Source organism: Paenibacillus sp. XY044 (assembly GCF_002257645.1).
Lineage (GTDB): Bacteria > Bacillota > Bacilli > Paenibacillales > Paenibacillaceae > Paenibacillus_AQ.
Genome location: NZ_NQMO01000001.1, coordinates 1,586,681 through 1,612,071, shown reverse-complemented (window position 1 = coordinate 1,612,071; position 25,391 = coordinate 1,586,681). Strand labels below are relative to the sequence as shown.

The window sequence follows — 25,391 nt, the reverse complement described above, 5'->3', positions numbered from 1 at the left end:
CCCTCCTTACCAAATATGGATTTATCGTGCATTCAAATTTTTGAGGATTGCGTTCAAGTAGCCGTACGATTCGGCGGCAACGATCGAAACCTGTGCCAGCGAATGCTCTGGTGAAGCACCGATGACCTCTAACACAACCGGGCCGTCATACCCGCCGTCGACCATGGCTTTGCAGTATCCATACAAATCGATGTCTCCCCTTCCGCACGCCTGCAGCTCAATTGAACCGGGTCCTTGTTCCTTACCCAGACAGTCGCGGATATGAATATGTTTCACCCGTGTTAACACGGAGGGAAGTGCCTCCTCGGCTTGCTCGCCGGCGCGGTGAATATGGCTTGGGTCCATGTCTATGCCGAACGCCGGGGACGGAATCTCCTCCATAGCGCGCAGCGTTGTCGGCGTGTTGTGAATTGCGTTGCCTACATGGGCTTTGACGCACAGCGTTACGCCAAATGATGCTGCCTTCTCAGACATGTTGGCCAGCTTATCGATCGATGCAGCGAGGTCTTCCTCGACATTCATCTTGCCGCCTGGACCGACATTCACGATCGGAATATTCATTTCGGCAGCTGCCTCGAATGCAGGAAGCAGCCGCTGCTCATCCAATGATGCGACTTCTGTCGACAGGAACGTCAAACCGTTCTCCTGAACGATTTCGAGCAGCTCGTTCTTCTGCTGCTTCCAGCGGCTTAGTTCCAGATGCTCGCACATGCCCTGGATTGCGGCAATCTCGACTCCGTCGTAGCCGCAGAGCGCGATTTGCTTCGCCGCTTCGGCAAAGCTGAAATGCTTGAATAATACGGAATTGACCCCTAACTTGATCATCTCGGGTTATCCTCCCTTGTTCTTCGGATGATGGACAAAGTCCAGACTTCTTACTTCAGGAACAATGGATCTCCATGCAGCGGCGGCAGCGGATGCGGCCGAACGACTTCACCGCCGCGTTCGTAGGACTCCTGAACGGCATGAACGTATTCCAGGACGGCCAGTGCATCGCGGCCGCTGGCACGCAGCTGATCCTGAGACACCTTGTTCTCTACATCTTCCAAGAAGGCGTGCAGCCGGTTGTTGAACGTCCGGTTGAAATCGTTTGTTCCGAAATCGGTGACGACCGGTTCCGGTTGAACGCTGATCGCGGGGATGCCCTTCTCCGCCTTCCAGAAGGAAACCTTCTCGACGCAATTTTCAATGCAGAAGGTCCCCTTGGATCCTGCCACCTCCAAGCTCCACCAGCCGCCGAGGCCGTATACTGCATCGCCCCGCTGGCTCAGCAGATACCCTACGCCGCCGTTCGCGAACTTAACATGGATGCTGTTGATAGATACCATCACATCTCCGGCGTTGCGGCGAAATCCCGGCCGGTCCGAGAACGTTTGGATATGGGTGATGTCCCCGCAAAAATGCCTCATCACACTGAACGGATGAGTCAAAAATGCCCGCATGTGGAAATAAGGATGTCCGCTGATTTTCGCGGAGCCGGCAGGCGCATAATTCGGTTCCCCGCCATTGAAGCCCATCTTGGCGAGGCAGTAGACAAGCTCGCCGATTTCCCCGCCGTCCATATAAGCCTTCGCCTTCTCGGCAGGAGCCGTGAAATAGTGATTCAGGTTGCATCCCAGATAGACCTTCTGCTTCTCGGCGAAGGCAACCAGTTCGCGGCCTTCGCGGACATCATTGCAGAGCGGCTTTTCGACGAGCACATGCTTGCCGTAACCGATCGCTTCCATCGCCGGTTCGAAATGCCAGCTCCCGTTATCGATCCCTCCGGTCGTAATGTCTACGACCTGCAAATCCGGCTCGTTCTCGATCATGTCCTTCACGTTATAATAGGCTTTTACGCCGTGTCTTTCTGCAGCAGCATCCGCCCGCTCCCGCACGACGTCACACACCGCTACGACATCTGCCAATGCATCTTCCTTATAGCAATTGGCGTGGTTATTCCCGATTCCATTCATGCCGACGATTCCGATTTTGACCGCCATTTCCTCATCCCTTTCATCCGTTATTGATTGGTTGCCACACATGCAGATGATTTGTAACCGTTTTCTATTAACATCATAATCCCCGCGCTTCCCGTGTTCATGGTCGATCGGGACAGAAACCGTACCGATCCGGACGATTTGCCATGAACATTCAGCCGATGATCGCTTCTATCCTTTTACCGCCCCTGCCGTCATCCCCGCCACGATTTTTTTGTTGAAGAATATAAAGAGAATGAGCGGCGGGATGGAGATCAGCACGATATCCGCAAACAGCAAGTTCCACGATGTCGTGAACCGGCTCATGAAATTGTACAGCGTCAGCTGGATGGTGGCGTTGTTCGCGCCAGGGAAAAAGTAAAGCGGATTGACGAAGTCGTTAAACACATTGATGGACGTTAAGACGATCACGGTCGAGGTTACCGGCTTCAGAAGCGGAAAAATGATGCTTAGAAACAACCGGCCGCCTCCGCATCCGTCGATCAAGGCGCTTTCATCGACTTCGCGGGGGAGCGTCGCTACAAACGCTTTGTACAAAATCGCAGCGAACGGAAAGTGAAGAGCGACCTCAATAAGCGTTATTCCCGCCAGCGTCTTGAACAGGCCGATGGAATCGAGCACCCAGATCGTCGGCACAATAGCCGGCGGTATCATCAGCCCGGCGAGCACGAGAAAATTAATGAAGGAGGACGTTCTCCCGCCTTCCCTCCGCTGCAGCACAAACCCGGCCATCGCCGCAACAAGAACGAGGATGCTGATGGACAGGACGGTGAGCAGCGTGCTGTTGATGAATGCGCGGACCAGCATATAATCCGAGGCGGTCAATACGGCTTTATAATTGTCCAAAAAATGAAAGCTGGTCGGCCAAGCCATGCTCATATCCGCGGACTCCGCCTGATTTTTAAGCGAATTGATGATGACAAAGTAAAAGGGAATCCAAAAGATCAAGGTGCTCAGTACGAGCGCCACGAGAGCGACCGAGATTCTCTTGACCCGCTTGTTGAGCTTGCCGTCCATGTGCTCGCTTCTGCTACCACGGATGCCTTTAATCATGTGGTCGCTGCTTATGCCTTTACTCATAAGTTCACCTCGCTTTTCGTCAGGAACTTATAGAGTGGAAACGCCAGCACCGAAACAGCGATAAACAGGATCACGTTACCGGCCGTGGCCAGCCCATAAAAACCAGCCTGGTACTGCTTGTAAATGATGGAGGCGATCAGATCGGTCGTAAAACCGGGTCCCCCCTTCGTCATCGCCCATATCAAATCGAAGGAGCGCAGACCGCCGATGAACGCGAGGATAATGACGGAGTTCATGGCCGGCCGGCTCAGCGGCAGCGTAATATTCCAAAAGGCGGAATAGTTATTCCCTCCGTCGATTTTCAAGGCCTCATAATATTCCTGGGGAATCGCCGATATTCCGGCGATGTAGATGACCGTCGCGACGCCGACCCCCTTCCAGACATCGACCATCGCGACGGACAATAAAGCGATTTTCGTATTGCCCAGCCAATCCGGCCCGGTGATGCCGAGGGAGGCCAGAACGGTGTTGAACATCCCGTGCGAAGGGTGCATCATGGTTGAGAATGCGATCCCCACAGCGATCGTACTTAACAAGGTCGGAAAGAAAATGACCGAACGCAAATAGTTTTTGAACAAGATTCTCGACGTTAGAAAGGCACCGAGCAGAAGACCGAGCACGACTTTTAAGCCGCAGGTCACGACCGCATAAACGAGTGTGTTCCGGAAACCGATGCTTAGCGACGTTTCGGAGAAGAATGTGGCATAGTTCTCGAAACCGATATACGTCCATTTCGTTAGTGTCCATCTCGTCATACTGAAGAAAAACGACAGGATGGTAGGGAGCAAATAAAAGACGAAGTAAATGATGCCGGCTGGCAGCAAAAAGAAATACGAATACGTTCTCATCTTGGTTTTGGTCATGAAGTTTCTCCTTTCTCGGCTTTTACCAGCCAGGAAGGTTCAGCTGCTGTGCCTGTTTCTCCACGTCCTTGTCATAATCTTCGGCACCTTTCTTGCCGGTGCTGATGCCGCTGCCGACGGCGACCGTGATATTTTCAAGGTTCGGTCCTTTGACCGGAGAGACGAATTCAAGCGCCGGTGCGGTATGTCCCTCATCGAAATAATGCTGCATGTCTTTAACGGCACCGTAAGAATCGTCCGGCAGCGTGGCGCCTTTGATCACGTAAGGTCCTGCTGCTTTTACTTTGGAAGCAAACACGGCCTGCCCTTCCGAAGAAACGAAATACTCCACCCATTTCTTTGCCGCGTCAGCGTTCTTGGTGTCTTTACTGATATACAGACCGCTCGGCATCCATATGGTCAGTCCGTTCACGTCCGCGCTATCGCTTGGCTGGGCGAAAAATCCGATGTCATCGATTTGGTCCGGCGTATTGGCCATGATCGTATCGAGTCCGCTGGAAAGCATCGGATAGTGCACACCTTCGCCGGTGGCCAGCATTTTCAGCGCCACGTCATAGGTCGTTGCCAGAAAATCCTTATTCATATAACCCTTCTTGTACACTTCTTCGATCTTTTCAAAGCCGCGGAGCGCCGCAGGCGTGGTCGCATATTTTACCTTGTTGGCCGTGTAATCCTCCGCAAAATTCGGAACCTGCGCCTGAACATTATAAAAGTCGGCCAGCACGAACAACTGCGAAGTCCATGTATCTTTGTAGGAAGCGAGCACGGCCGTTTTGCCGGCTGCCTTAATTTTCTCGTTGTTGGCCATGAACTCATCCCATGTTTTCGGAACGGATAAGCCGAGGTCGGCGTAAACCTTTTTGTTGTAGAGAATGCCGCCAGCATTGGTTGAACCGACAGGGGCACCGAACAGTTTACCGTTTGAAGTAACGACCGTCTTGAAGGAATCGAGCACATTCGCCATAAAAGGTTCGTTCGTTACGTCCATAAAGTGCTCCTCCGGATTCAGTGCCTGAAAAAGCGATCCGGTATTATAAACGAGCAGATCATCCATATCCCCGGTAGCCAGCCGCGTCTTGACCAGATTGTCACCTTCCCCGCCGTCCGGTTTAATATCAAATTCGATGGCGATATTCAGTTTTTTCTCAGCCTCCGCCGCAACTGCCTTCAATGCCTCCAGCGTTGTACCCGTGTTGCCGACCATTAAGGTCAGCGTCGTCTTTTTCGAAGTCGAACCGGCGGTTCCGGTATCGCCTTCAGCGGCATTGCCGCCACCACCCCCGCAGCCTGCAAGCAGCGTAATCATCAACACGATACTGTTAACGAATGCAAGCGGTTTGCTCTTCGTCATCTTCATGTTTACACAACCTCCCTAACTGATTCGTTCATCTGATCCTGCTGTTTGCCAAATGGTTGAATGCGTGTTCGATGGGAGAATCCATACAGCATCAAGGGCCCGGGTTCCCTCGTAAGTTAAGATTAGATGGATTGCGGATGGGTGAACACCTGTGGATTTGCCCTTTTTTAGGGGGTATATTTTCTTTTTTGCGATTGTGCGTATGTTTTAGGGGGTTTGCCGACGATTCGCTTGAATACAAGGCTGAAGTGCTTCGGGTCCTCATATCCGACAAGGCTGCTGACATCCGTGATACGGGCTCCCTCGCTCAGCAATGTTTTGGCTGCCTCGATACGGTGCCTGATCAAATAGTCCGAGAAGGTGTGCCCTGTCTGGGTTTTAAACAGGCGGGACAAATAACCAAGGCTTACATGATGTTCCGCGGCAAACTGCTGAAGGGAGAGGTCATGCTGATAATTCGCATGAATGTGGTTAATCAGAATGGGGACGAGCTCCTTGGGCTTCGGATCGACAGGTTTTTGCCCGCTGAACAGCCCGAAAACCCTACGGGTGAGCCAGCTGGACAATTCGTCATAGCTAGTGAATTCGCGAAGCAGATGCATGTCTTCATGGAGCGCGGTAATCCGGATATCCGCCTTGGAGGAGGCTTGAAAATTATATTTCAGCGAATAGAACAGGTCACTCACGAACTGCGTGAGCTGCCTCAAAGTCAGTTCATGACGCTTCAATTCAAGGACCATGTTATGAATCGTTTCTTTCCCCCTTTGGATATCTCCCTGTCTGATAAAATTTTGCAGCAGCCTGGCCCGATCCCATATTTCGCCGATTTCTGCCTGTGTGCTGCGCGTGTCCGGAGTCACGAATGTGGACATTCCGAACTTTATCTGTTCTTCGATCATTTTTAATAATGCCTCATAACCGGAGTGCAGGGACTCCCCCCTTTTCTTGATCACGTACCCCATATGCACCTGAATTCCCGAGCGAGTGATTTGCTGATAGAGCGTTTCAAGGCAAGAGGTACAGTAGGAAATGAGATGCGCATCCTCTAAAGCTGCCAGGATGACCTTCCACTTTGCGCCAACGTCAATGCAGTGGATGTCTTGTTCCCGCAGCCGCTTGAGTAGTAACGATTTTGCTCTGCCGATTACCGTATCCTTTTCGACTTCTCCCGAGGTCCGGCCAGCCGTTTGCAGCAAGGCTGCGAAGTACGGAGCCGCGGTAACGGATGCCGTATACTCATTCTCCTGCGCCTCTGAAGACAAAAGCATCTGTGAGATGGCTGCATGCTTACGTTCGGTTTTCCTTTTTGTATCGTTTGTAATATGAAGAAGCGTCTGGTCTATGGCTGCGTATAAAACCTCCTTGCGGACAGGCTTCAGCAAATAATCGATGACCCCGATTTTCATCCCCTGCTGGGCATACGCAAACTGGTCATGGACGCTGAGCACGATCGCTTTAAGGTCGGGATGGATACCGATAAGCGCCTTGATTAATTCCAGCCCGTCCATGCCCGGCATATTGATGTCGGTCAATACAAGGTCGGGCATATTCTCGCGAGCTGCGGCCAGTGCCTCTTCTCCGCTTCCGAACGCAAAAATGCGGTGCTCCGCTTCATAGATCCGAAACAATTCGATAAGCTCCGCAAGTGCCCAATGCTCATCCTCTACCAGAAATATATTCATCCGTATCATCCTCCCTTTTCCGGGTGTCGTGATCAATAAACGGTAACGTGATCCGGACGGTCGTCCCTCCGTTTTGGCTGCTCTCAAGCTCCATGCCGTATTCGGCGCCGTAGCATAACCGGATCCTTTCACGGATGTTGCTGAGACCGATTCCATAAGGTTGGTCTTGAATGCGGCTCGTATGTGCATGATGCTGCAGGGCGCTCCGCAGCTCTTCTAACTGTTTCTTGTCCATGCCTTTGCCGTTATCGGACACTTCAATGACAAACGAACCGCCGTCTTTCCTGGCCCGAAGTTCAACCCGTCCGCCGGACTTTATTTTTCCCAGTCCATGAATGATGGCGTTCTCGATCAGAGGTTGAATCGTTAATTTCAATACCGATGCATGCAGCAGATGCTCAGGGACAGACACGTGAAGCTCGAACCTGCTGCCGAACCGATGATGCTGAATGTTCATATAATTATCGATATGGTTCAGTTCATCGCGGAGGGGCACCGGATGCTGCAAGTTTTTCATGCTGTACTGAAACAGCTCCGCGAGCGATTCCGACATCTCGGCAACCTCCTCAATACCCCGGACACGGCTGATCGACTTCATAATGTTCAACGTGTTGTATAAAAAATGGGGATTGATCTGTGCCTGAAGCGCTGATAACTGGGCATTTTTCTCCGCCAGCTTGGATTCATACACTTCGCTGATCAGGCGGGAAATGCTGTCCAGCATGTTGTTGTAAATCCGGCTCAGCCGGCTGATTTCGTCATTTCCTGTAACGGTCATATACTGGCTGAAATCTCCCTGTTCGACCCGCGTCATTTTCTTCATCAAGTTACGCAGCGGGATCGTGATCTGGTGTGACAACATATAAGAAACGAAGGCAATCAGGATCGTGGCGAGCAGTCCGGCAAGAACGAGGATATATTGCGACTTTTTCTGCTTGGACAGCAAAAAGTCTTTCGGAATGAGAATGACCGTATTCCATTTGGTATAATTCGAATGCTCGATCGTGTACAGGTATCGCTCCCCCATCCACGTCAGTTCCCCCGAGCTCGGCGATTTCTGAAATACGGACTTGCCTAGTCCCGTATGGGTGTTTCCAGTGAGTTCGTCCCTGTCGTCGTAGACGATGTCTCCTTGGTCTGTAACGATAAGTACTCTCATACTCCGTTCAAATTCGTTGGCGTTGGACATGACGAGCATTTCGTTAATGACATTAACATTGATGTTGATTTTCATGTAAGCAAGCGTATCCAGGTAAGGAATGCGGTTGATGTTCCGTACGAACGATATGACCTTTTCCTGGCGATCACCTCCGGTACTTTCCTCGCAGACGGGCAGCAGAATGAACTTGTTCTTTTTGATTTCAGCTGTTCTGGGGTACCAGGCTTCATCCTCCAGATTAAAACTGACTTTAGGTCCGCTGGCTTTCGATACAAAATAAGCATTATGGTCCAAAGTAAACAAGTAAATGCTCTGCAATTGGGATCTCGACTGTAGATGCGTGAACAGCCGGTTGTTGATCGTAAGCTCGATTTCGTTCTGTTCAACGGTATCGTCGGAGTGGTAATGATCGATCAGGCTGTTCTGGATGATGGAATCTCCGATGATCGACACGGATAATTTTTCAATGTCCTGTACGTACAGCTCGAACGTCCTGCTGAACTGCCTGGTGATCGTATCCGATAGTGCGAACGTTTGGCTTTTGATATCGCTCACATTTTTGTAGTCAAACATGAAACAGGTCAGTGTCACAATAAACAAGGATACCGCCGAGAATGCGATAAACATTTTCGTCTTCAGCAAATAGTCGTTCCACCGTTTGATAGGGCTCTCCCCCTTGATCCATCCAATGATTTTGTGTAAATCATCCTAAATTGGGTTAGTCGGTACACCACCACCTTTGTCCATTCGCTTCCGGTTGTCCTTCTCAAAATACATATGCGCCGGAATGATTGTCCTGTATTCGATAATCATCGTTTGGAACCCTTGTCACGCAAAAAAACGAATGCCAAGGTGGCATCCGTCCATTGCGGAAGAGGGCGTTATGCATTCTTTTTATGTGTGAGGAATACTCCTGGGATGAAGATGATGGCCAGGACGATGGCAGAAACCAAAAATCCTGCATGATACCCTTTCAAGCCGCTGGCGATCGTTGGCTGCAGTCCGTGAACAAAAGTTGCGACAACGGTTGCGATCACAGCCGTACCAAAGCTCGAACCCACATTTTCAATCATATGAATCCCGACTCCCGCTTCCGGAAGTTGTTTGTCGTTAAGTCCGGTATAAGCTTCACTTGTCAGCGGAAGAACAATCCCTCCGACGCTGGTACCCCGGATGAACAATAGGATGGAAATCCAGATCATACTTGTTTGATCGGTGATGAAGATCAGCGGAATCGATCCGATTAGCGAAAGAACAAGGCTGACCATAACGACGTATTTCGCACCGATCTTATCAATCATGACTCCGATTACCGGCCGGGTAACGAGCATCCCAACGCCTTGAGGAATTAACGCAATCGCTGCTTCGATTGCCGTGAAATGACGGAAGTTCTGGAAGAACAAAGGCAGAATGAACATAGGACCCATAATGGAAATATTGGCTAAAAATAGTCCGATGCTTGCTGTAGAGAAGTTCTTGTGCGCAAACAAGTTCATGGGCAGCACGGTTTGATTCTTATTCATTCGATTATATACGAGGTAAACTACGGCTAAAGCGAGGCCAATCCCCACCCATAGAATGGTTTCGCTATTGGTAAATGATGCATGATCGGCTGCTTTCGTAATGCCGTAAATCAATGACGCGCTCATGAGGGATAAATTCACAATTCCGAAAACATCGAGCTTACTGTCTTTGTTGAACGGTTCAAAGTCTGGAATCTTTTTCATCATTAGCGGTACGGCAATCAAAACGATGAACACGTTGATGAAGAAAATCCAATGCCATGATGCGCCTTGAACGATGAAACCCCCGATAACGGGCCCCAGGATCGGGCCAAAAATCATAGGTGTGCTGACGATGGCCATCACTCTCCCCAGATTTTCTTGACCTGCCGTTTTGACCAAGAGGGTTGACATAAGCGGGGTAATAATGCCAGCGCTAAATCCTTGAAGCAGCCGGAAGAAGATGAAGCTGGAAATATTCCAGCTCACTCCAGCGAAAATGGAAATGATGCCAAACGCGATGACCGCACCGATGAAAACTTTCTTTCCGTTATATTTGTTCATAAGCCATCCGGATACCGGAACGGCAATCGCGAGAGCTAACACATAACCCGTGACGGACCATTGAATGATGTCGAGTGTGGTGTTAAATTTCTCCGTTAGTTTATTGATGGCGATGTTCACCATCGTTGAGTCAAGCATCGGAGCAATGGCTCCAAGTGCGATCGCCCAGGCGGCCATGAGGATTTGTTTAGGTAATCCTGATTTCTTTACTTTGTCATTGTCTTTTGCCATGTGATTCTCCTCTCAGAAGTTGTTGTTTTGATTCCGCGGAAACATAATTAATGTATCGCATCTTTGTTTCCGTGTCAACAAAAATATCACAATAAAAAAGCAGCCTGCTCTGAACGGAGCCCGGCTGCCTGTGGTTTCATCTCATTTTCTTGATTCAAATCATTCCGAATTAATGAATCTCAATACCCTGTTTCATGATTTCTGCATCCAAATGCCTTCTATACTTTTCTATGAAGCCAAGCATACTGTCATATTGATCCTCGGTTACCTGCTCAAATACGGCTTGATCCCGCTCTTGAAACTCTTTGTGCAGTTCCTCATGGATGTTATAAATGACCTCACCTTGCTCCGTAAGCCTAAAATAGATTTCTTTCTTGTTATCCGGTTTCCGATAGCTTTCGATCAGGCCTTTTTCTACGAGCTTCTTTGTTAACTTACTTATGGCGCCTCTAGTCATATAAAGGGACTCCGCAAGTTTTGTCACGTTGGGATCTGAATTTTTACCAATGGATTCGATACAATGTACTTCAGAAGGCTTATAACCCTTAAGACTGACTTCCATCTTCATCTTATTAAGCCAAGCCATCTTGTTAAATAAGTCCCTGAAATCCATCATGACCTGTTCTTGTTTGTTCATGGCCTGTCCTCCCGCCCGTTGGTGCATGACCCTATTATATTGAAGTTTTGTTTCTATCTCAACAATATGGGCGAGAAATCAAGCATTAAGCAAACTATTTGATCAGGGAGGCTCTCAATTGAACGCCATATTCCAAATACCCTTTTAAACAAGTCAACATATAGACCCATCCTTCTTTGTTATCCACCAGTTGATGTATCCAGTCCTGCTCGTTTTCCGTAAAACCTTCTTCAGTCACTTCAACGGTACTTTCGGAAATCCCCGATTCAGCAATCGAAATGGTAACTTCATGCCCTTCTCCATCGGCGCCCCACTGAAATACGATTTTTTTGTTTTCTTTGATTTCTATGATTTTGATATCGCCCTGGGCATCGTATTCGTCGTATCTCAACGTAATCGTTTTGCCCTGTTCCCATCTTTCCGAGCTTGAGGTAAACCAGAAGTTCCCTATTTTATCTGGATCAACGAAAGCTTCAAACACTTCATTGACCGGTTGCCGATCTTCATTTTGGTAACGTTGTTCATGCGACCCATTTCCTTTCATGATGGAATTCGTCCTGTCATCATTATAGCCTGATTTCACATTTCATTCACGATACTCGGGATGACGATGGCGCTCGCATCCGAACAAGTAACAGTTGGAACTTAGGGAGGTGTTATATTTCAAGGGAGGAACATAGCCGGCTAAGATGCGCGCGAGCAGCCCCTCATACTCTTTCTTTTCATTAGCCAGTTTTTGAACATACTCGGCTTTTTCATCCTCCGTCCAATCGTCGTCGAGCTCCTCTTTGTCCGCATCGCGGATGTCCGCGGCTTTTTGCTGAATAACTTCGTTAAGGATTTCATGTGCGCGGCCGGCCTGATTGATTTTCAGTAAAGCATACGCAAAGCGGCCGACCCAATCCGGTGTCTTCCAGTATATCTTCCAGCCTTTTTCAAACCATTCAACGGCCTGCTCATAGCAGTCTAATTCAACATACAATTCTGCCATTTCGACCTGGCCGACAAATTCGTCGTCTTCTTCGGAAAAAGCATCCAGCTTCGCTGCGGCTTCCTCCGCTCTCCCGAGTTCAATCAAGCATTTTATATGGCTGTACATCGTATAATCGGAAGGTTTTGCGCTCTGCAGAAAATAGTCCGCAGCTTCATCGATATGCCCCATATGATATTTCGCGACCGCCAGGTTATTGTAGGCCTCATCCGAAGGCTGAATCGCTAAGGAGCGGTTCAGTATATCCGACGCATCTTTCCACTTTTCCATGTCGGCGTAAATTTCACCCAACAAATTATAAGGAAAATAAGATATCGGCTCCTGAGCTACGGCCTCCAGGATCAATGACAAGGCTGCCTCGTTATCTCCTTCTTCATGCACATAGATCCACGCCAGATTGGTCAAGGATTGAACATCCCGTGATTCCTCTACGGCTTGTTTGAAAAGCGCTAGCGCTTCGTCGTAATTATTTTGTTCAAGGCACGCTATGGCCTTTTGATTCGTATTCAAACGGTGTTTTCTCCTTTGGGTCAGGGTGATAGAAAGCATGCTGCATATCAGTCGTTACACAAAAAGGTTAATGCTCGATCCCCCTCTTTGACAAGCTAAAAAATGATTTAACTAAACATGGAAAAAAGCTCCCGCAGCCGGAAGCTTTTTCGTTCGATTCATCCGCAGCGCGGATCATACGTATGATATCAGTTAAAACCGCCGTTTACCCGAATCGTCTGTCCCGTAATCCACCGGGCTTTGTCGCTGACCAGCAGCTCGATTGCGTTCGCGATGTCTTCCGGCTCACCAAGCCGGCCAAAGGCGTTCATGCGGCGAAAGGAATCGATTAGCTCCTCTGATTTCCCGTTCAAAAACAGCTCGGTCGATACTTGCCCCGGGGCGATGCAGTTAATCGTGATGTCTTTAGGGCCGAATTCTTTGGCCAATTGACGGGTCAACTGCTCGACGGCACCTTTGGTTGCCGCGTATACACTATAAGCCGGAAGCATGGCACCCGATACCGAAGTTGAAAAATTGATGATCGTCCCGCCTTGCGCCATATGCAAATTCGCTTGTTGGCAAGCGAAATACGTTCCCTTTACATTGATATCGAAGTGCCGGTCAAACCCTTCCTCCGTCACTTCCGCAATCGGCGCCAGTTCCATGATGCCGGCATTGTTAACCAGAATGTCCAGGCGTCCGAACCGTTCCACCGTCTCTGCGAACATCGCTTTGACTTCGCTAATCTTGCCCACATTGGCGCGGATCGCAGCTGCTTCTCCACCAGTCTGCTCAATCGCCTGGACCACCTCATTCGCTTTGCCTTCATTCAAGGAATAATTGACGACCACTTTCGCCCCGGCTTCAGCCAATTGTAATGCGATTTGTCTCCCGATGCCTCTCGACGCTCCTGTGACGATGGCGACTTTACCATTCAAACTCATATCCGTTCGCTCCTTTTATTTTATATTGCCCGTTCCGTTTCTCCGGTGCCCGGGCCTTATGTATTCATTATAGGGAATGGTTGTTAAACTCCGTTAGAACATACCTATTCAATTCTTGCCTATTTCTCTTCGGAGTATTTCTGGAGCTGCATATTACAATGTTGGAGCTTCAGAAGAGCGGTTTGTTTGAAGCTCAATATACCTCATCATTTCGGATACACCATCCATTTGATTTTTCAATTGCTCATTCAGCTTTTGCAGAGCCATCTTAAAGGAGCGTTCGATCGCAGCGAGATCCGATGTTTCTAAAGCTGCCAGCAGCTGTTTCATATTTTCAATAAAATAGACGGTTTTTCTTAAACTGCTCAGCACGATAATCTTTTTTAATTCCCCCGACGTAAAAACTCTATATCCATTTTCCGGGTTCCGCTTAGAGCGAATGAGCCCCTCCATTTCCCAATGCCGGATAGCAGAGGCGTTCACGCCAGCAATCGCGGCTACCTCCCCGATTTTCATCTCTTCCGTTACCTGGATGTTCCTGTACTTGGAGAAGTCGGTTTTTTGAATCAGGCCCATGATCTCTTCCACCCGTTGTTTCTCTACCTGGATGTTGTACTGATGTAAATTGATTTTCCAAAGTGCCTGTTCGACATGCCCCTTTTTTAACAAACTCATCACATCGTAGCTGACTGGAATTTCGAATCCTTTGATTAAAGCACGCAAAGCAATGAATGCTTGAACATGGAGCGATGTGTAACATCTTCTATTGCTGGCTGTACGAGGAACATCAGGCACCAAATCGAGGTCTTCATATCTCCGCAAGGTGGTGGTGCTGACATGAAGTCTCGTGGCAATTTGCTTGGGCGTATAGTTTTTGTCCATTGGCGGCCCCTTTCCTTAAAGTGAAACCCTAAACTTAAGTAACATTATTATAAGAATTGCCGGCCGCTCCCACAAGGATTGTTGGGTTATCAAATGAAAACTTGCTTGAATGTTGTATGTTCGAAGACATGCGACCGCTTCACACAGCTGGTGTCGGGCAATTATTTATAATAATTTACTACTCTGTTTCGATATATTCCATTGACGGAATATTCCCATAATGGTATATTCAGTCTGAAAATACTGCTTGTCCTGGGAGGGTTAGAATATGCTATGAATTTGAAGGTATTTATGCACTTTCGGAACCCCTTCGATTCCATTGGTAAGATTGTGAATCGACTTCATGTTCGCCAGCCGCAGGCATCTAAGCATCTCCGCGTTCTGCATGAATCCGGCGTCATTGAGTTTGTTGCTGTTGCGAACGCAAACCGCCGTATTTACCAGCTTCGACCAGAACCTTTCAGAGAATTAGTCGTATGGCTGAAGGAATACCGTGAAATTTGGGAATCTAAATTTGAGAATTTGGATCGTTATTTGCAAGATCTCCAAAAGAATGAAAGCAAATCTGAATGATAACCAATTAACTGGAGGAAATGATCATGTCAACACAAACCGTAATCACTTATACTTTCAATGCGCCGCGAGAACTTGTATTTAAAGCGTTCACCGAAGCCGAACATCTGCGGAACTGGTGGGGGCCAAAAGGATGGGAGTTTCGAGTTGCTAAAGCGGATTTTCGTTCGGGCGGTGTTTTTCACTACTCCCAGAAACCTGATGACGGTGACATCATGTGGGTTAAATTTGAATACAGCGAAATTGTTACATTGGAGAAAATCGTATACACCAGTTCCTTTTCCGATAAGGAAGGTCATGTTGTACGTGCGCCCTTTGATTCAAATTGGCCCATGAAAATCCTGCACACCATGACGTTCTTCGAGGATCAAGGAAAAACGTTCCTTACGCTCACCATTGTTCCCGTCTCTCCGACTGAGGAAGAACTCAGAACTTTTGAGAATTCTCAAGATATTCTACATGAGGGATTCACCAATACTTTCGATCATTTAGTCGAATACCTAACACGGCAATGAAGTTGACGAGGGTGTCTTTTAGACACCCTTTCAATATGTTTTTAAATAACAACGGTTAAGAAATATAATCTCCTCAATGTGGAAGTTAACGCGAAAAACACATGTTAAACATGTTGAATCGTACGTTAGCACGTCGAGTGGTCCCATGTTTAATTTTACGCAGCTTGCCTCCCCTACTCGATTGTGGGTAGCAAAGGGTGTCGGTATATATTTTAGGCCGGTGTGCGATATAATTAGGCATATGTCTATAAGAGGTGACCATACATGAGCAAGAACGACTCAACATTGCCCAAGTACCAGTTGGTGAAGGATTACGTGCTGTTACAAATAGAAAATAAAGAACTTGGCACAAATGACCGAATTCCGAGCGAATCCGAGTTTTCCAAACTGCTAGACGTCAGCTCGATTACGGTGCGAAAGGCGCTGGCGGAGCTGGTCAATGAAGGGGTCATTTACCGCATTAGAGGAAAAGGGAGCTTTGTCGCCGATCCGGCCGTTTCTGTACATACAACATCCAGTTACGTTACGTTTATGATTTCCGGTAACGAAATGCATGACAGTTCGTATATGCAGATCATTAAAGGGATTCAATCGTTCGTGAACCAGCAGGACTGCAAGCTGATCATTGAATTTGTGGAAAATGACGTGGAGCAGGAACACGAGGTCATTCAAAAGCTGATTCAATCCGAAAATCGGGGACTGCTTATTTATTCCGCCAATCCGGAATTGGCCAAGGGGTATCTGAGCGAGATTCGAAAACATTCGATACCCTTTGTGATGCTTGATCGTATTCCTGCCGGCTATCCCGTCAACTGCATCACTTGCAACAACCATGACGGCGCATACGAAGCCGTAGAGTATTTACTTGCCCAGGGTCACCGGAATATCGGATTTGCGGCTTATGATTTTCATTTGAGTACCGAGGCAGACCGGTTCAACGGGTACCGGAATGCCATGGTGAACGCCTCCCTTGCTCCGGCTGACGAACAGATATATCTGGAGCGTGATTTGAACTATTCCAAACTATGCAGACAAATCCAACAAAACGAGCTGTCCGCACTCTTCTGCGTGAACGACCGGCGGGCCCTAGAAGTGATTGAGCAGCTTACCCTGCGGGGCATCAAGATTCCCGAGCAAGTATCCATCATGGGCTTCGACGATATCGAAAGCGCCAAATACGCCAAGGTATCGCTGAGCACCGTCAAGCAAAACTTTGAGGAACTGGGCCACGAAGGGGCTAAGCTTCTGTTCGAGAGCAGCAGCCGTGATACGCCCAGCAGTTACAAAAAGATATTGCTGTCCACTCAGCTTGTCATACGCGAATCGGTTAAAAAACTGTAGCCATGCTGGCCGATCCTAAAAAACAACAACCCAGTGCGTTTAAGCAAGGTTGTTGTCTTTTTTGCTTGTAAAATCCAGGGTTTCATCAGAGCTTGTTTGCCTGCATCCCTTTTCGTTCCCTTCTTCTCCAGTTGCCAGTACCATAGCGAATGGGTTTTTCAAAGTAAGTCCAGGATATCGCCGCGATGACCAGAACAGCAGCCATTTGCACGGCCGCATGAAGGAAAGACCGTTCCTCGCCAGTAAATGTAAGCACGAGTATAGGGTAATGCCAAAGATAAATTCCATAGGAGCGAATGCCCAACCAGCGAAGTGGCCGCCAGCCTAGGAAACGCCCGAGCCACGTAGATGGGTGAACGACTGCGGCAATGACCGCTGTAGTGGCTGCACTTTGCAGGACCATCCCGCCTTGATATAGGAAGGGTTCATATTGGCTTGTCCTGTTGATCATCCAGATTAATACGGCCAGACCGGCAAATCCCGCGATATCGAATAAAATGCTCGCAGTTCCTCGCTTGCCCTTCCTCTCCTTAGCCAAACCACCTGCTGGCCGGCACAGAGCGAGTCCCGCTCCAATCAACAGTGAAAAGGCGCGCGTATCGGTTCCATAATACACCCTGCTCGTATCCAGCAGCCCCGGTACGTAGAGGAAGAACATCGCCAATGCTGAAGCTAAGGCGCCCAGGAGAATCAGCGTCAACAATACCTTGCGATGGGTAACGAAGCGGAGTCCCAGCATGAGCAAAACCGGCCAGATCAGATAAAACTGCTCCTCGACAGCAAGAGACCAGAAATGCATGAACGGCGAAGCCGTACCGAACCGGGAGAAGTACGCCGTGTCGTTAACGATAAACCACCAATTTGTTACATACAACATGGACGCAGCAACATCGCCCCATAAATCGGCCAAACGCGAGGTTTGGAACACGGCGAGCCAGACGATCACGATGAGCAGCACGGAGCACATGGCAGGAAGCAGCCTGCGTGCGCGCCGGATCCAAAAATCCAGCAGATCGATCCGTCCGGTTCCCTCCCACTGCCGGATGAGCAGATCCGTAATCAAATAACCCGATAAAACAAAGAAAATGCCGACACCCAAAAATCCGCCGGGAAACCATCCCAGATTCAGATGGTAAGCAATGACTGCGCAGACAGCAAGCCCCCTTAGCCCATCCAGACCGGGAATGTAGTGAGCTTGTCCCTGATTACTCATGACCTGGCATATTTAGATGGCTTTCCGCTTCTTGAAGGAAGAGGGGGTAAAACTCGTCCTTGAAATGAACGCCATCCTCGGCATGAAGATCCGAATCCATCTGGAAAATGGAAGACAAGTCGATATAGTCCGCTTTTTCTTTGGCGGCCATCTGTTTCAGCGAACGGTTGTAGTCCGGAATTTGCTTGTACCGCGATTCTTCCTTTAATACTTTATCCGTAACTGGCGTAACCGATATGACATGAACGCTCACATTCGGTACGTTTTTCCGGATTCCCTCAATCAGCTTGGCATAATGGTTCATGGAATTGGCGATGGGATCGTCTACCGGCATGAGCAGGTCATTGGATCCAAGCATGATGAACACATGCTGCGGCTTCTGCGCGGCAATTTGATCCACGTCTTCGATGGCAAATTGAGCGGTTGCTCCCGCATTAGCGATGGTTTGACTTTTGTCCACCCACTTCGCGATCTTCTCCACGAAGGAGTCGCCAACGAACATGCTGGAGGAAAACACCGACTGCGTAGCGTTGGCTTCAGTGTCCGCATCCTGATCATGCACTGAACTCGTTGTATCCGGTAAGACCGTCCCATTTCCACCCGAGCTGCTGCAAGCGGAAATGGAGCACGCAATCGCTCCGGTCAGCAGAATGAACCCCATTTTTTTCTTCATGATGAAGAACCTCCTTATGATCTGTTCTTGTATCTCTGTTCGTAAGACAGCATAAAGGAGCCAAATCAAGATTAGATAAAGATAAAATCAACAGGAGCTAAAGATTGGTTCCGCCAAGCCGGTCAGTAAAAAACGCCCATCCTGCATCATGCAGAACCGGCGTTTTCTTGTATTCTAACCGAAGCCCATCCAACATGACAATCTTCTTATAATGCTTGTCTTGTTGGATTTGCCGCTTTGTACTCCAATCCAACTACACCATTGGTATAAATTTTGGTTTGCGTCAATTGGAGCGACTGCATCTGTCCGGCCAAGGCGAATAAATGCTCGCCTTGGGAGGCGACGACCGGATGAACCAGCAGCCATAATTTATCGTAGAGCCCGTATTCGATAAAGGATTGCCATGTCTTCACGCCGCTCTCCACCGAGATTCGCTTCGCGGCTTTCTTTCGGGTTTGGAGTTCTTCAGCAAGGGAATGCTCGTCCTTCACCCGAAGTAATTCCGAGTTTCTCCAGGTTAATTCCACATCGGAGTGCGATATGACCAGTTTAGGAATGTCGTTCATCTTTTTGGCAATGGCCTGCTCCAATGCATCGGGAGAGTTCTCCGCCTGCTGCCAGTATTCGGCTAGTGAGGAATACGTGTTTCTGCCGACGATTATCGTATCGATGTTCTGATAATATTCCAGATAGTCTTCAAGGATTTCCTCGCTCAGCGTCATCCACTGATGCTCATCCGAAACGACGCCATCCAGCGAGACCTGCATGGTAAGAATGATTTCGCCCATCTCATTAACAGCCTCCCTTTAAAACGTTGTAATGATTACATTATACCTACAATCACTGGAGTCCTTTTCTCGCCGATTGCTCACTCAACGAATACGCGATCGCAGGCGACTGCGGATGTTGGCCGTCAGACTTATGTCTAACGGCTGTCGGAATCTTTGCTGCCAATAAACTGTTTTTCGAGTTCGTCCAGCCGAGGCGTAGGTACACCTGCATTCCGCTTCCAATCGTCAAACGCGTCGAAGAAAGCGGCAATTTCGTCAAAGGAGCCGTCCACTAATCGGGCAACCGGCAGGCTGTGATAGATTTTCAGCCCCAGGCTGGCCGTCCCTTGATGCTTACGGAAAAATGTTGCCTGACCAACCGGCGTAACCGTATATCCCAAAGCTTCAAGCACGCTGAAACCTTCATCGATCGCCGCAATGATCTGCTTACGCGTTTCTTTATCCTTGGCTATTTCTTTTAGCCTGCCACCTTTGGCGAATAAGGCAGCATTCATCGCTAATATCGGAACGATGTGGCTTTTCAGCCAAGCGTCCATATCCTCGTGAAACAACAGCTTGTATTTGGTGCTCTCGAAGGCTTTTTCCAGCAAGGGTCGAAAAGGAACCGGTCCGTCAAGCCCGCCCAGCACCATTTGTCCGCCTCCACGGATGCAGACGACGCGCCCATTTTCCCGCCGGCCCGCGCTAATCTGGAAACCAAAGGCGATCTGTTTATCGGTACCGCTCATTTGCTGCAGCTCCTGCTGCATCCCGCGCGCATCCGCATTATTTCCTACCAGAACGATATGACGGCTGCGATTTGCGGCCAGAATGGGCAGCACGGATGGAAAATCCGGATAGGTCATGACGACAAAGATGATATCGAAGATTTCCTCTGCTTCCAATGTGCGAATAACCCGGACCCGATCGACCGTCGTTTGGCGCTGAAAATAATGGCGGATGACGAGTCCGCTTTGCTCCAGTTCCTCCGCCCGCTTGCCTCTCGCCAAGACGGTCACTTCATGGCCTCCTCGCACCAATACGTGCGCCAAGTAGCTGCCCAAGACGCCTGCCCCATATACCAATATGTTCATGAATACTCCTCCACTCGAACATTTTTAACAAATATTGATTTATCAACAAATGTTGATTAGACTTAGCATATCAACGAGATAAGACGGCTTCAATCGGTAATGTTCATGCTTTTGTCGATAAATCAACAAACACAGATCAAGTGTTCAAAAAAAGGAGAAACGATGGACAGACGGATTGCAAAAACGCGGGAAGCGATACTCAAAGCCTTCGTCGAACTTTTAGAGGAGAAAAAGATCGAGCACATTACGATCAACGAAATTGCGGATCGGGCAAATGTGAACCGGGGGACCATTTATTTGCACTATGCCGACAAATACGACCTGCTGGACCAGTGCATCGACAGCTACTTGAAGCAATTGTACGAAACCTGCATGCCCGAGAATGACACAACCTTGTTTGCATCCGAAGGCCCGCTGCTTGAAACGTTCGAATATTTAGAACAACATGCGCACATCTATGAAACATTTTTGACTAGAAAAGGAACCCATGCGTTCAGAAGCCAAATGATGGCGTCCGTCATAAAGGGGGTCGAGGAGCAGATCGATACTTACGGCCTTCCGCAAGGAGCTAATCGGGAGATCACGGTACAATTCGTGGCTTCTGCAATCACGGGTCTGGTGGAATGGTGGATCGTGAATTCAATGCCGTATCCTGCTGAGGAGATGGTCAAGCAATTGGTGATGCTGCTGGAGCAGCATTTGCCGACGAAGTCGTGAATATTGATAAATCCTTGTTCAAAAGATATTTAAAAATCGTCTCTTACTACTGTTGTCTTTAAATAAGACGCGTGTTAAAATGAACGCACTTAAAATCGGAATTCAAAAGGGGAATCGACAGGATATGCTCCTCACTGGTCGTTCTGAAGTGCAGGCTTAATCGCATACGAAAAGCAGGAAATCATCACACTGATTTAGGCGTTCTGTTAATTAGCAGAGCTTTGATTCGTCGCGCCTTTTTCCTGCTTTCCGCTTCAGAACATCAGGACAATAAGCAGCACTTCGGTTCAAGGCGCATCATCATGCGTCCACTGCACCAAGTTACAAGCTTCCGTGGATCTTGAGTTCCATGGGAGCTTTTTTGCTGCCGAAAAAGGAGATTTTCGATGTACCCTTCTAAATCGTTACCTTACGTTTTCTTTGGCTTGCAAGGTCTTTCCATGTTGGGAAGCCGCATGACCTCTATCGCGATCGGACTGAAGTTGTTCCACGAAACGGGTCAATCGTCCCCCCTGCTGCTTCTGTCTCTCTTTAATGAATTGCCCCTCTTGTTCTTGGGAGGCTTGATTGGCATCGCCGCTGACCGCTGGAAGCGCAAAACGGCCATTATTGCCGGGGATACGGGCCAAGCGGTCTGTACGCTGCTGCTCGTGGTTTGCCTCGTTAACGAACATTTCATCCTGCTCCCGATTTACGGCATCGCGGCCGTGCAAGGATTGTATATGGCCCTGCAGAGTTCGGCAACCTCCGCCATGATTCCGCTTATGGTGCGGGATGAAGAGCTGGATCGGGTGAATGCCATGAGAGAACTGCTCTTTCCGCTTGCAGGGGTGATCGCCCCTTCATTGACCGGTGTACTCTACGAATCATACGGTTTAAGCATCATATTGACGGTGGATCTGCTCACCTTCCTGGTAGGAACCGGGGCCATCGCCTTGCTCCCGCTGCCTGAAATGAAGCAAGAGAAGAAGCAGGGGGAAGAATCTCGCATATGGGGCGATGCCGTTCAGGGGTTCAGGTTTTTATGGGCGCACAAACCGCTGCTCTATCTGCTTCTGTATTTCGGATGGTGGAATTTTGTTTTGAACGGGCCGCTTGAGCTAGCCATTCCTTATTTCTTACAGCGTACGGGGAGCGGCGGCTCCACAACCATTCTCCTTGGAGCAATGAATGCCGGTGCTTTGGCCGGTGCGGCTGCGGCCGTATGGTGGGGACATTTCCGGCATAAAATCAGGTTCATCTTTGCTGGCTCTATCCTCACTTCCTTGATGTTTGTTCTGCTCGGAACGAGCAGGCAAACCGTCATGCTGGGAGCCGCCGCATTTCTACTTATGCTTCCACTCGCGATGACAGGGGCTTTGTTTTTTTCCATTTTGCAGCGCAAAACGCCTCTTGCACTGCAAGGACGAGTGTTTGCCGCTTATGGCCAGTTATGTGCCGTCACGGCGCCCATGTCCTTCCTTGTAACCGGGCCTCTGGCTGACCAATGGCTTGAAACTCTCCTGCCGGAGGCGAAGCTGTCCCCTTTGCTTAAATGGATCATCGGTACAGGTGATGGAGCATGGATTGGATTCATCTTCGTCGTAAGCGGTCTGCTGCTGCTTCTCGGAGCGATGTGGACTCTATCCTCCCGCAAGGTTCGTCGTTTAGATACGGACATTGATCAATAGAATGAAAATTTAACGCCGCCGGTATATTACCGACGGCGTTAGGCGTTAAATTGATTCAATTAGGTAGAGAATGATTCGTTTTTTTGAACGTGCTCCGCCATGTATATCATCGGTTCATGCTGAACCACCGGTCAAGAAGTAAACATGATAGCTCTCTTCCTGGACATCTGATAGTGGAATAAACGTCAAATCATTCTTTATATAGCGGAATTGAAGGAGCCCTTGTGGTCCGGTTTCCTTCATGAAATTGTTGTCCACATCTCCTTCTTGAAGAGGAAGCTTCAGATACTCTTTCGAGTCTGATATCGCAGCCAAAATATACGGCCCATATGCAAGCGATACGCATTCTTTCCGGTCAGGAGCCGATTCCAGGCGAATCCGGCAGTCGAGCATTAAGCAAACCTCGTCGCCGTCCTTCCAATCCCGATCCAAAGACCAATAGCCGTCTGGCCCAGGGATAGGATCGGCCTGCTGGCCGTTGATCTCCACGCTGCCGCTTTCCTGGCTCCAGTAAGGTCGGCGGATTTTCAGAATGAACTTTCCATTTCCCTGCAGCCGTAGGGTAACTTGCCCCGGTTGATGCTTCTGTGCAGAAAGAGCTACTGTTATCCCCTTCTCCGCCCAGTTCAAGTTGGAGGAAACGAAGAGATTGACATACAGCGATTGATCATCATAAGAATAGATTGCTTCCGGGTATTTAAAATGGTTTTCCATGCCGGTGCCATGGCAGCAGGTGTTGCCGGACGAATCGAAAGACTTTCTCCCGCCTGGCCCCAAAGGCATGAAGTATGTGCTCCCACCTGTTGGCTTGCTGTCGCCCGAAGCCAGGATATGATTAAACATGGTCCGTTCGTAATAATCCATGTAATCCGACGCAGGTTCGTAACCGAACAATTCTTTCGTCAGCTTTAGCATATTATAGGAGGCGCAGGTTTCAGCGGTTTTATCGCTGAGGTTTCCGCCAATCTTGCCCGCCTGCTTGAACATTTCGCCTTCTCCCGTTCCTCCGATCGAGTAGATGTGCGCGCGCGTAACGGCATGCCAGAAAAACCTGGCGATATCATAATATTTCTTTTCACCGGTCGCCCGAAAAATGTTCAATGCCCCGATGATTTGCGGAATATGCTGGTTGGCGTGAAGGCCGCCTAGAGCATCGATGTGCCCCAGCATCGGGACGAACAAACGGTCATTGTCAAACCATTTTGCCGCCGCAAGATGGCTCGGTTTATGCGTCAATTGGTACAGTTCCGCGAGCGATTCGTTCATGCCGCCGAACTCGCCGGCGATGTACATGCTCCACATCGTTTTCAAAACGTGGTTCGGGAGCCTGCTTAATCGGCGATGCACCCAATCGCCGAGACGGTCGGCGATCCCGAGTGCGGTGTCGCTGCCGAGATGGCGGTGCACGTCAAGCAATCCGGCGAGGATTTTATGCAGCGTATAATAAGGCGCCCATATCTCCGGATATCTCGTAAAAGATTCCAACCGGTCAAATTGCTCTTCAGAATAACCGCTCAGGAATCCATCATGATAACCAGATTTTGTGGAAAAGGCTTGTTGACATGCCTCTAGCGAGACGATCATATAGTCCGCCTTTTTTTGGATGTCCTCATCCCCTGTTGCCGCATAGCAAAGGGCTAGCGCGGACAGGTAATGACCTGTCGTATGTCCTCTGAGCAAACAGTCCGGTGAATCCCAGCCGAGCATTTCCGGAGCACCCAGCGTATCCAATCCGGCAGCGGCCCGGAAGTTGTATAGCATTTGATCATCATTTACGGATTTCAGAAATTCCAGATTTCGGTTTTGGGCAGCCTGAAAGGCTGTTTCGGCGTCTAGCCGGACCATGTATGGAGGAAAACTGCTCACAGTTGGAATAGGATCCATCGATTCCTGATCAACGTTGGCGTGAACCGAAATGTCCGCGGTGACCGGGATCCCCGTATCCCTAAGAACGCCTCGAATGGTTACGGAGCCTGCTTCTTGGAACATTCGTTCTTCCCCCTGCTCCCAATCCACCGCATGGGTAATGACCTCATGTTCCTCGGTTTCAACCACCGCGACGGAAGGCAGATATAGGTCCTTACCGAGCTCAGCTTTCAGGGAAACGGGGTAAATTCGGGAGACCTTGATGTTGTTTTCCTCTTCCAGAACGGTCACGTCATAGACTTGTTCCTTCACGCTTTCGCCATAACGGAACGTCGCACGAAGCGGAATAGTCCGCTTGCCGAGGCCATACTTGGGACGGACAACCTTCCCATCATCCTTGATGAACCGGGTGTCTCCCGACTGCCAGGTGATCTGCGATCCGTATTTGCCTTCCCTGGGCAGACTGATATCGAATTCGACCGTCGCGAGATTGCCCAAATACAGGGCTTCCATGTCTTTTAGGACGATGATTTCGTCCTCATGAACCGATGGCATCCTTCACCCTCCTACTAAAATATAGTGAGTTTATGGGAGAG

General features: G+C 49.1%; 23 protein-coding genes. 5 read left to right on the top strand and 18 right to left on the bottom strand.

What is annotated here, in order from left to right; genetic code table 11:
* Positions 1–21: 21 nt before the first annotated feature.
* The 13 genes from CJP46_RS07370 to CJP46_RS07310 form a co-directional block, all read right to left on the bottom strand.
* On the bottom strand, positions 22–825 hold the full coding sequence (locus tag CJP46_RS07370; RefSeq protein ID WP_094594896.1) for a sugar phosphate isomerase/epimerase family protein: 804 nt from the start codon (positions 823–825) through the stop codon (positions 22–24).
* A gap of 50 nt (positions 826–875) precedes the next feature.
* On the bottom strand, positions 876–1,982 hold the full coding sequence (locus tag CJP46_RS07365; RefSeq protein WP_179281061.1) for a Gfo/Idh/MocA family protein: 1,107 nt from the start codon (positions 1,980–1,982) through the stop codon (positions 876–878).
* A 168-nt stretch (positions 1,983–2,150) separates the two neighbouring features.
* Positions 2,151–3,059 (bottom strand): carbohydrate ABC transporter permease, encoded by a 909-nt coding sequence (locus CJP46_RS07360; protein ID WP_373557963.1) that lies wholly within the window; start codon positions 3,057–3,059, stop codon positions 2,151–2,153.
* Positions 3,056–3,922, bottom strand: a complete 867-nt coding sequence (locus CJP46_RS07355) for a carbohydrate ABC transporter permease (protein ID WP_076165466.1) — start codon at positions 3,920–3,922, stop codon at positions 3,056–3,058. The genes CJP46_RS07360 and CJP46_RS07355 overlap by 4 nt, the downstream gene beginning before the upstream one ends.
* A gap of 22 nt (positions 3,923–3,944) precedes the next feature.
* A complete protein-coding gene (locus tag CJP46_RS07350) occupies positions 3,945–5,279 on the bottom strand; it encodes an ABC transporter substrate-binding protein (protein ID WP_094594894.1) in 1,335 nt (444 codons plus the stop codon).
* 167 nt (positions 5,280–5,446) lie between these two features.
* Positions 5,447–6,961 (bottom strand): response regulator, encoded by a 1,515-nt coding sequence (locus CJP46_RS07345; protein ID WP_179281060.1) that lies wholly within the window; start codon positions 6,959–6,961, stop codon positions 5,447–5,449.
* On the bottom strand, positions 6,936–8,762 hold the full coding sequence (locus CJP46_RS07340) for a cache domain-containing sensor histidine kinase (protein WP_094594892.1): 1,827 nt from the start codon (positions 8,760–8,762) through the stop codon (positions 6,936–6,938). The genes CJP46_RS07345 and CJP46_RS07340 overlap by 26 nt, the downstream gene beginning before the upstream one ends.
* 239 nt (positions 8,763–9,001) lie before the next feature.
* Positions 9,002–10,417, bottom strand: a complete 1,416-nt coding sequence (locus CJP46_RS07335) for an MDR family MFS transporter (RefSeq protein ID WP_094594891.1) — start codon at positions 10,415–10,417, stop codon at positions 9,002–9,004.
* 169 nt (positions 10,418–10,586) lie between these two features.
* Positions 10,587–11,054, bottom strand: a complete 468-nt coding sequence (locus CJP46_RS07330) for a MarR family transcriptional regulator (protein ID WP_094594890.1) — start codon at positions 11,052–11,054, stop codon at positions 10,587–10,589.
* Positions 11,055–11,148: 94 nt separating this feature from the next.
* Positions 11,149–11,598 carry an SRPBCC family protein gene (locus tag CJP46_RS07325; RefSeq protein ID WP_094594889.1) on the bottom strand — a complete coding sequence of 150 codons (450 nt, stop codon included), beginning with the start codon at positions 11,596–11,598 and terminating at the stop codon, positions 11,149–11,151.
* Positions 11,599–11,640: 42 nt separating this feature from the next.
* Positions 11,641–12,555, bottom strand: coding sequence for a tetratricopeptide repeat protein (locus CJP46_RS07320; RefSeq protein ID WP_094594888.1), 915 nt, complete (start codon positions 12,553–12,555; stop codon positions 11,641–11,643).
* 188 nt (positions 12,556–12,743) lie between these two features.
* Positions 12,744–13,481, bottom strand: a complete 738-nt coding sequence (locus CJP46_RS07315) for an SDR family oxidoreductase (protein ID WP_094594887.1) — start codon at positions 13,479–13,481, stop codon at positions 12,744–12,746.
* Positions 13,482–13,634: 153 nt separating this feature from the next.
* Complete coding sequence (locus tag CJP46_RS07310) at positions 13,635–14,363, bottom strand: MerR family DNA-binding transcriptional regulator (protein ID WP_094594886.1); 729 nt, start codon at positions 14,361–14,363, stop codon at positions 13,635–13,637.
* A 273-nt stretch (positions 14,364–14,636) separates the two neighbouring features.
* Here CJP46_RS07310 and CJP46_RS07305 point away from each other — a divergent pair, with 273 nt between their 5' ends.
* The 3 genes from CJP46_RS07305 (at position 14,637) to CJP46_RS07295 (ending at position 16,792) form a co-directional block, all read left to right on the top strand.
* On the top strand, positions 14,637–14,936 hold the full coding sequence (locus tag CJP46_RS07305; RefSeq protein WP_256992226.1) for an ArsR/SmtB family transcription factor: 300 nt from the start codon (positions 14,637–14,639) through the stop codon (positions 14,934–14,936).
* Between the two features lie 26 nt (positions 14,937–14,962).
* Positions 14,963–15,451, top strand: a complete 489-nt coding sequence (locus CJP46_RS07300) for an SRPBCC family protein (RefSeq protein ID WP_256992225.1) — start codon at positions 14,963–14,965, stop codon at positions 15,449–15,451.
* Positions 15,452–15,715: 264 nt separating this feature from the next.
* Entirely contained in the window at positions 15,716–16,792 is a 1,077-nt protein-coding gene (locus tag CJP46_RS07295; protein ID WP_094594884.1) for a GntR family transcriptional regulator, read from the top strand.
* 85 nt (positions 16,793–16,877) lie between these two features.
* On the opposite strand, the gene CJP46_RS07290 is transcribed toward CJP46_RS07295, so the two are convergent.
* From CJP46_RS07290 to CJP46_RS07275, 4 genes are all read right to left on the bottom strand, one after another.
* Entirely contained in the window at positions 16,878–18,005 is a 1,128-nt protein-coding gene (locus CJP46_RS07290; protein ID WP_094594883.1) for an acyltransferase family protein, read from the bottom strand.
* Positions 17,998–18,678, bottom strand: a complete 681-nt coding sequence (locus tag CJP46_RS07285; protein ID WP_094594882.1) for a GDSL-type esterase/lipase family protein — start codon at positions 18,676–18,678, stop codon at positions 17,998–18,000. Before CJP46_RS07285 ends, CJP46_RS07290 begins: the two co-directional genes overlap by 8 nt.
* Before the next feature lie 206 nt (positions 18,679–18,884).
* Positions 18,885–19,466 (bottom strand): dihydrofolate reductase family protein, encoded by a 582-nt coding sequence (locus CJP46_RS07280; protein ID WP_094594881.1) that lies wholly within the window; start codon positions 19,464–19,466, stop codon positions 18,885–18,887.
* A 137-nt stretch (positions 19,467–19,603) separates the two neighbouring features.
* The gene (locus CJP46_RS07275; RefSeq protein WP_094594880.1) at positions 19,604–20,542 is read right to left on the bottom strand and encodes a ketopantoate reductase family protein; all 939 of its coding nucleotides are present in this window, start codon (positions 20,540–20,542) and stop codon (positions 19,604–19,606) included.
* Between the two features lie 162 nt (positions 20,543–20,704).
* On the opposite strand from CJP46_RS07275, the gene CJP46_RS07270 reads away from it, so the two are divergent.
* Both CJP46_RS07270 and CJP46_RS07265 read left to right on the top strand, forming a co-directional pair.
* Positions 20,705–21,259 (top strand): TetR/AcrR family transcriptional regulator, encoded by a 555-nt coding sequence (locus CJP46_RS07270; RefSeq protein ID WP_094594879.1) that lies wholly within the window; start codon positions 20,705–20,707, stop codon positions 21,257–21,259.
* 386 nt (positions 21,260–21,645) lie between these two features.
* Positions 21,646–22,929: an MFS transporter gene (locus tag CJP46_RS07265; RefSeq protein WP_094594878.1), complete on the top strand. Its 1,284-nt coding sequence runs from the start codon at positions 21,646–21,648 to the stop codon at positions 22,927–22,929.
* A gap of 114 nt (positions 22,930–23,043) precedes the next feature.
* Here the strand turns inward: CJP46_RS07265 and CJP46_RS07260 are convergent, their stop codons facing one another.
* Positions 23,044–25,350 carry a beta-L-arabinofuranosidase domain-containing protein gene (locus CJP46_RS07260; RefSeq protein ID WP_094594877.1) on the bottom strand — a complete coding sequence of 769 codons (2,307 nt, stop codon included), beginning with the start codon at positions 25,348–25,350 and terminating at the stop codon, positions 23,044–23,046.
* Positions 25,351–25,391 lie beyond the last annotated feature (41 nt).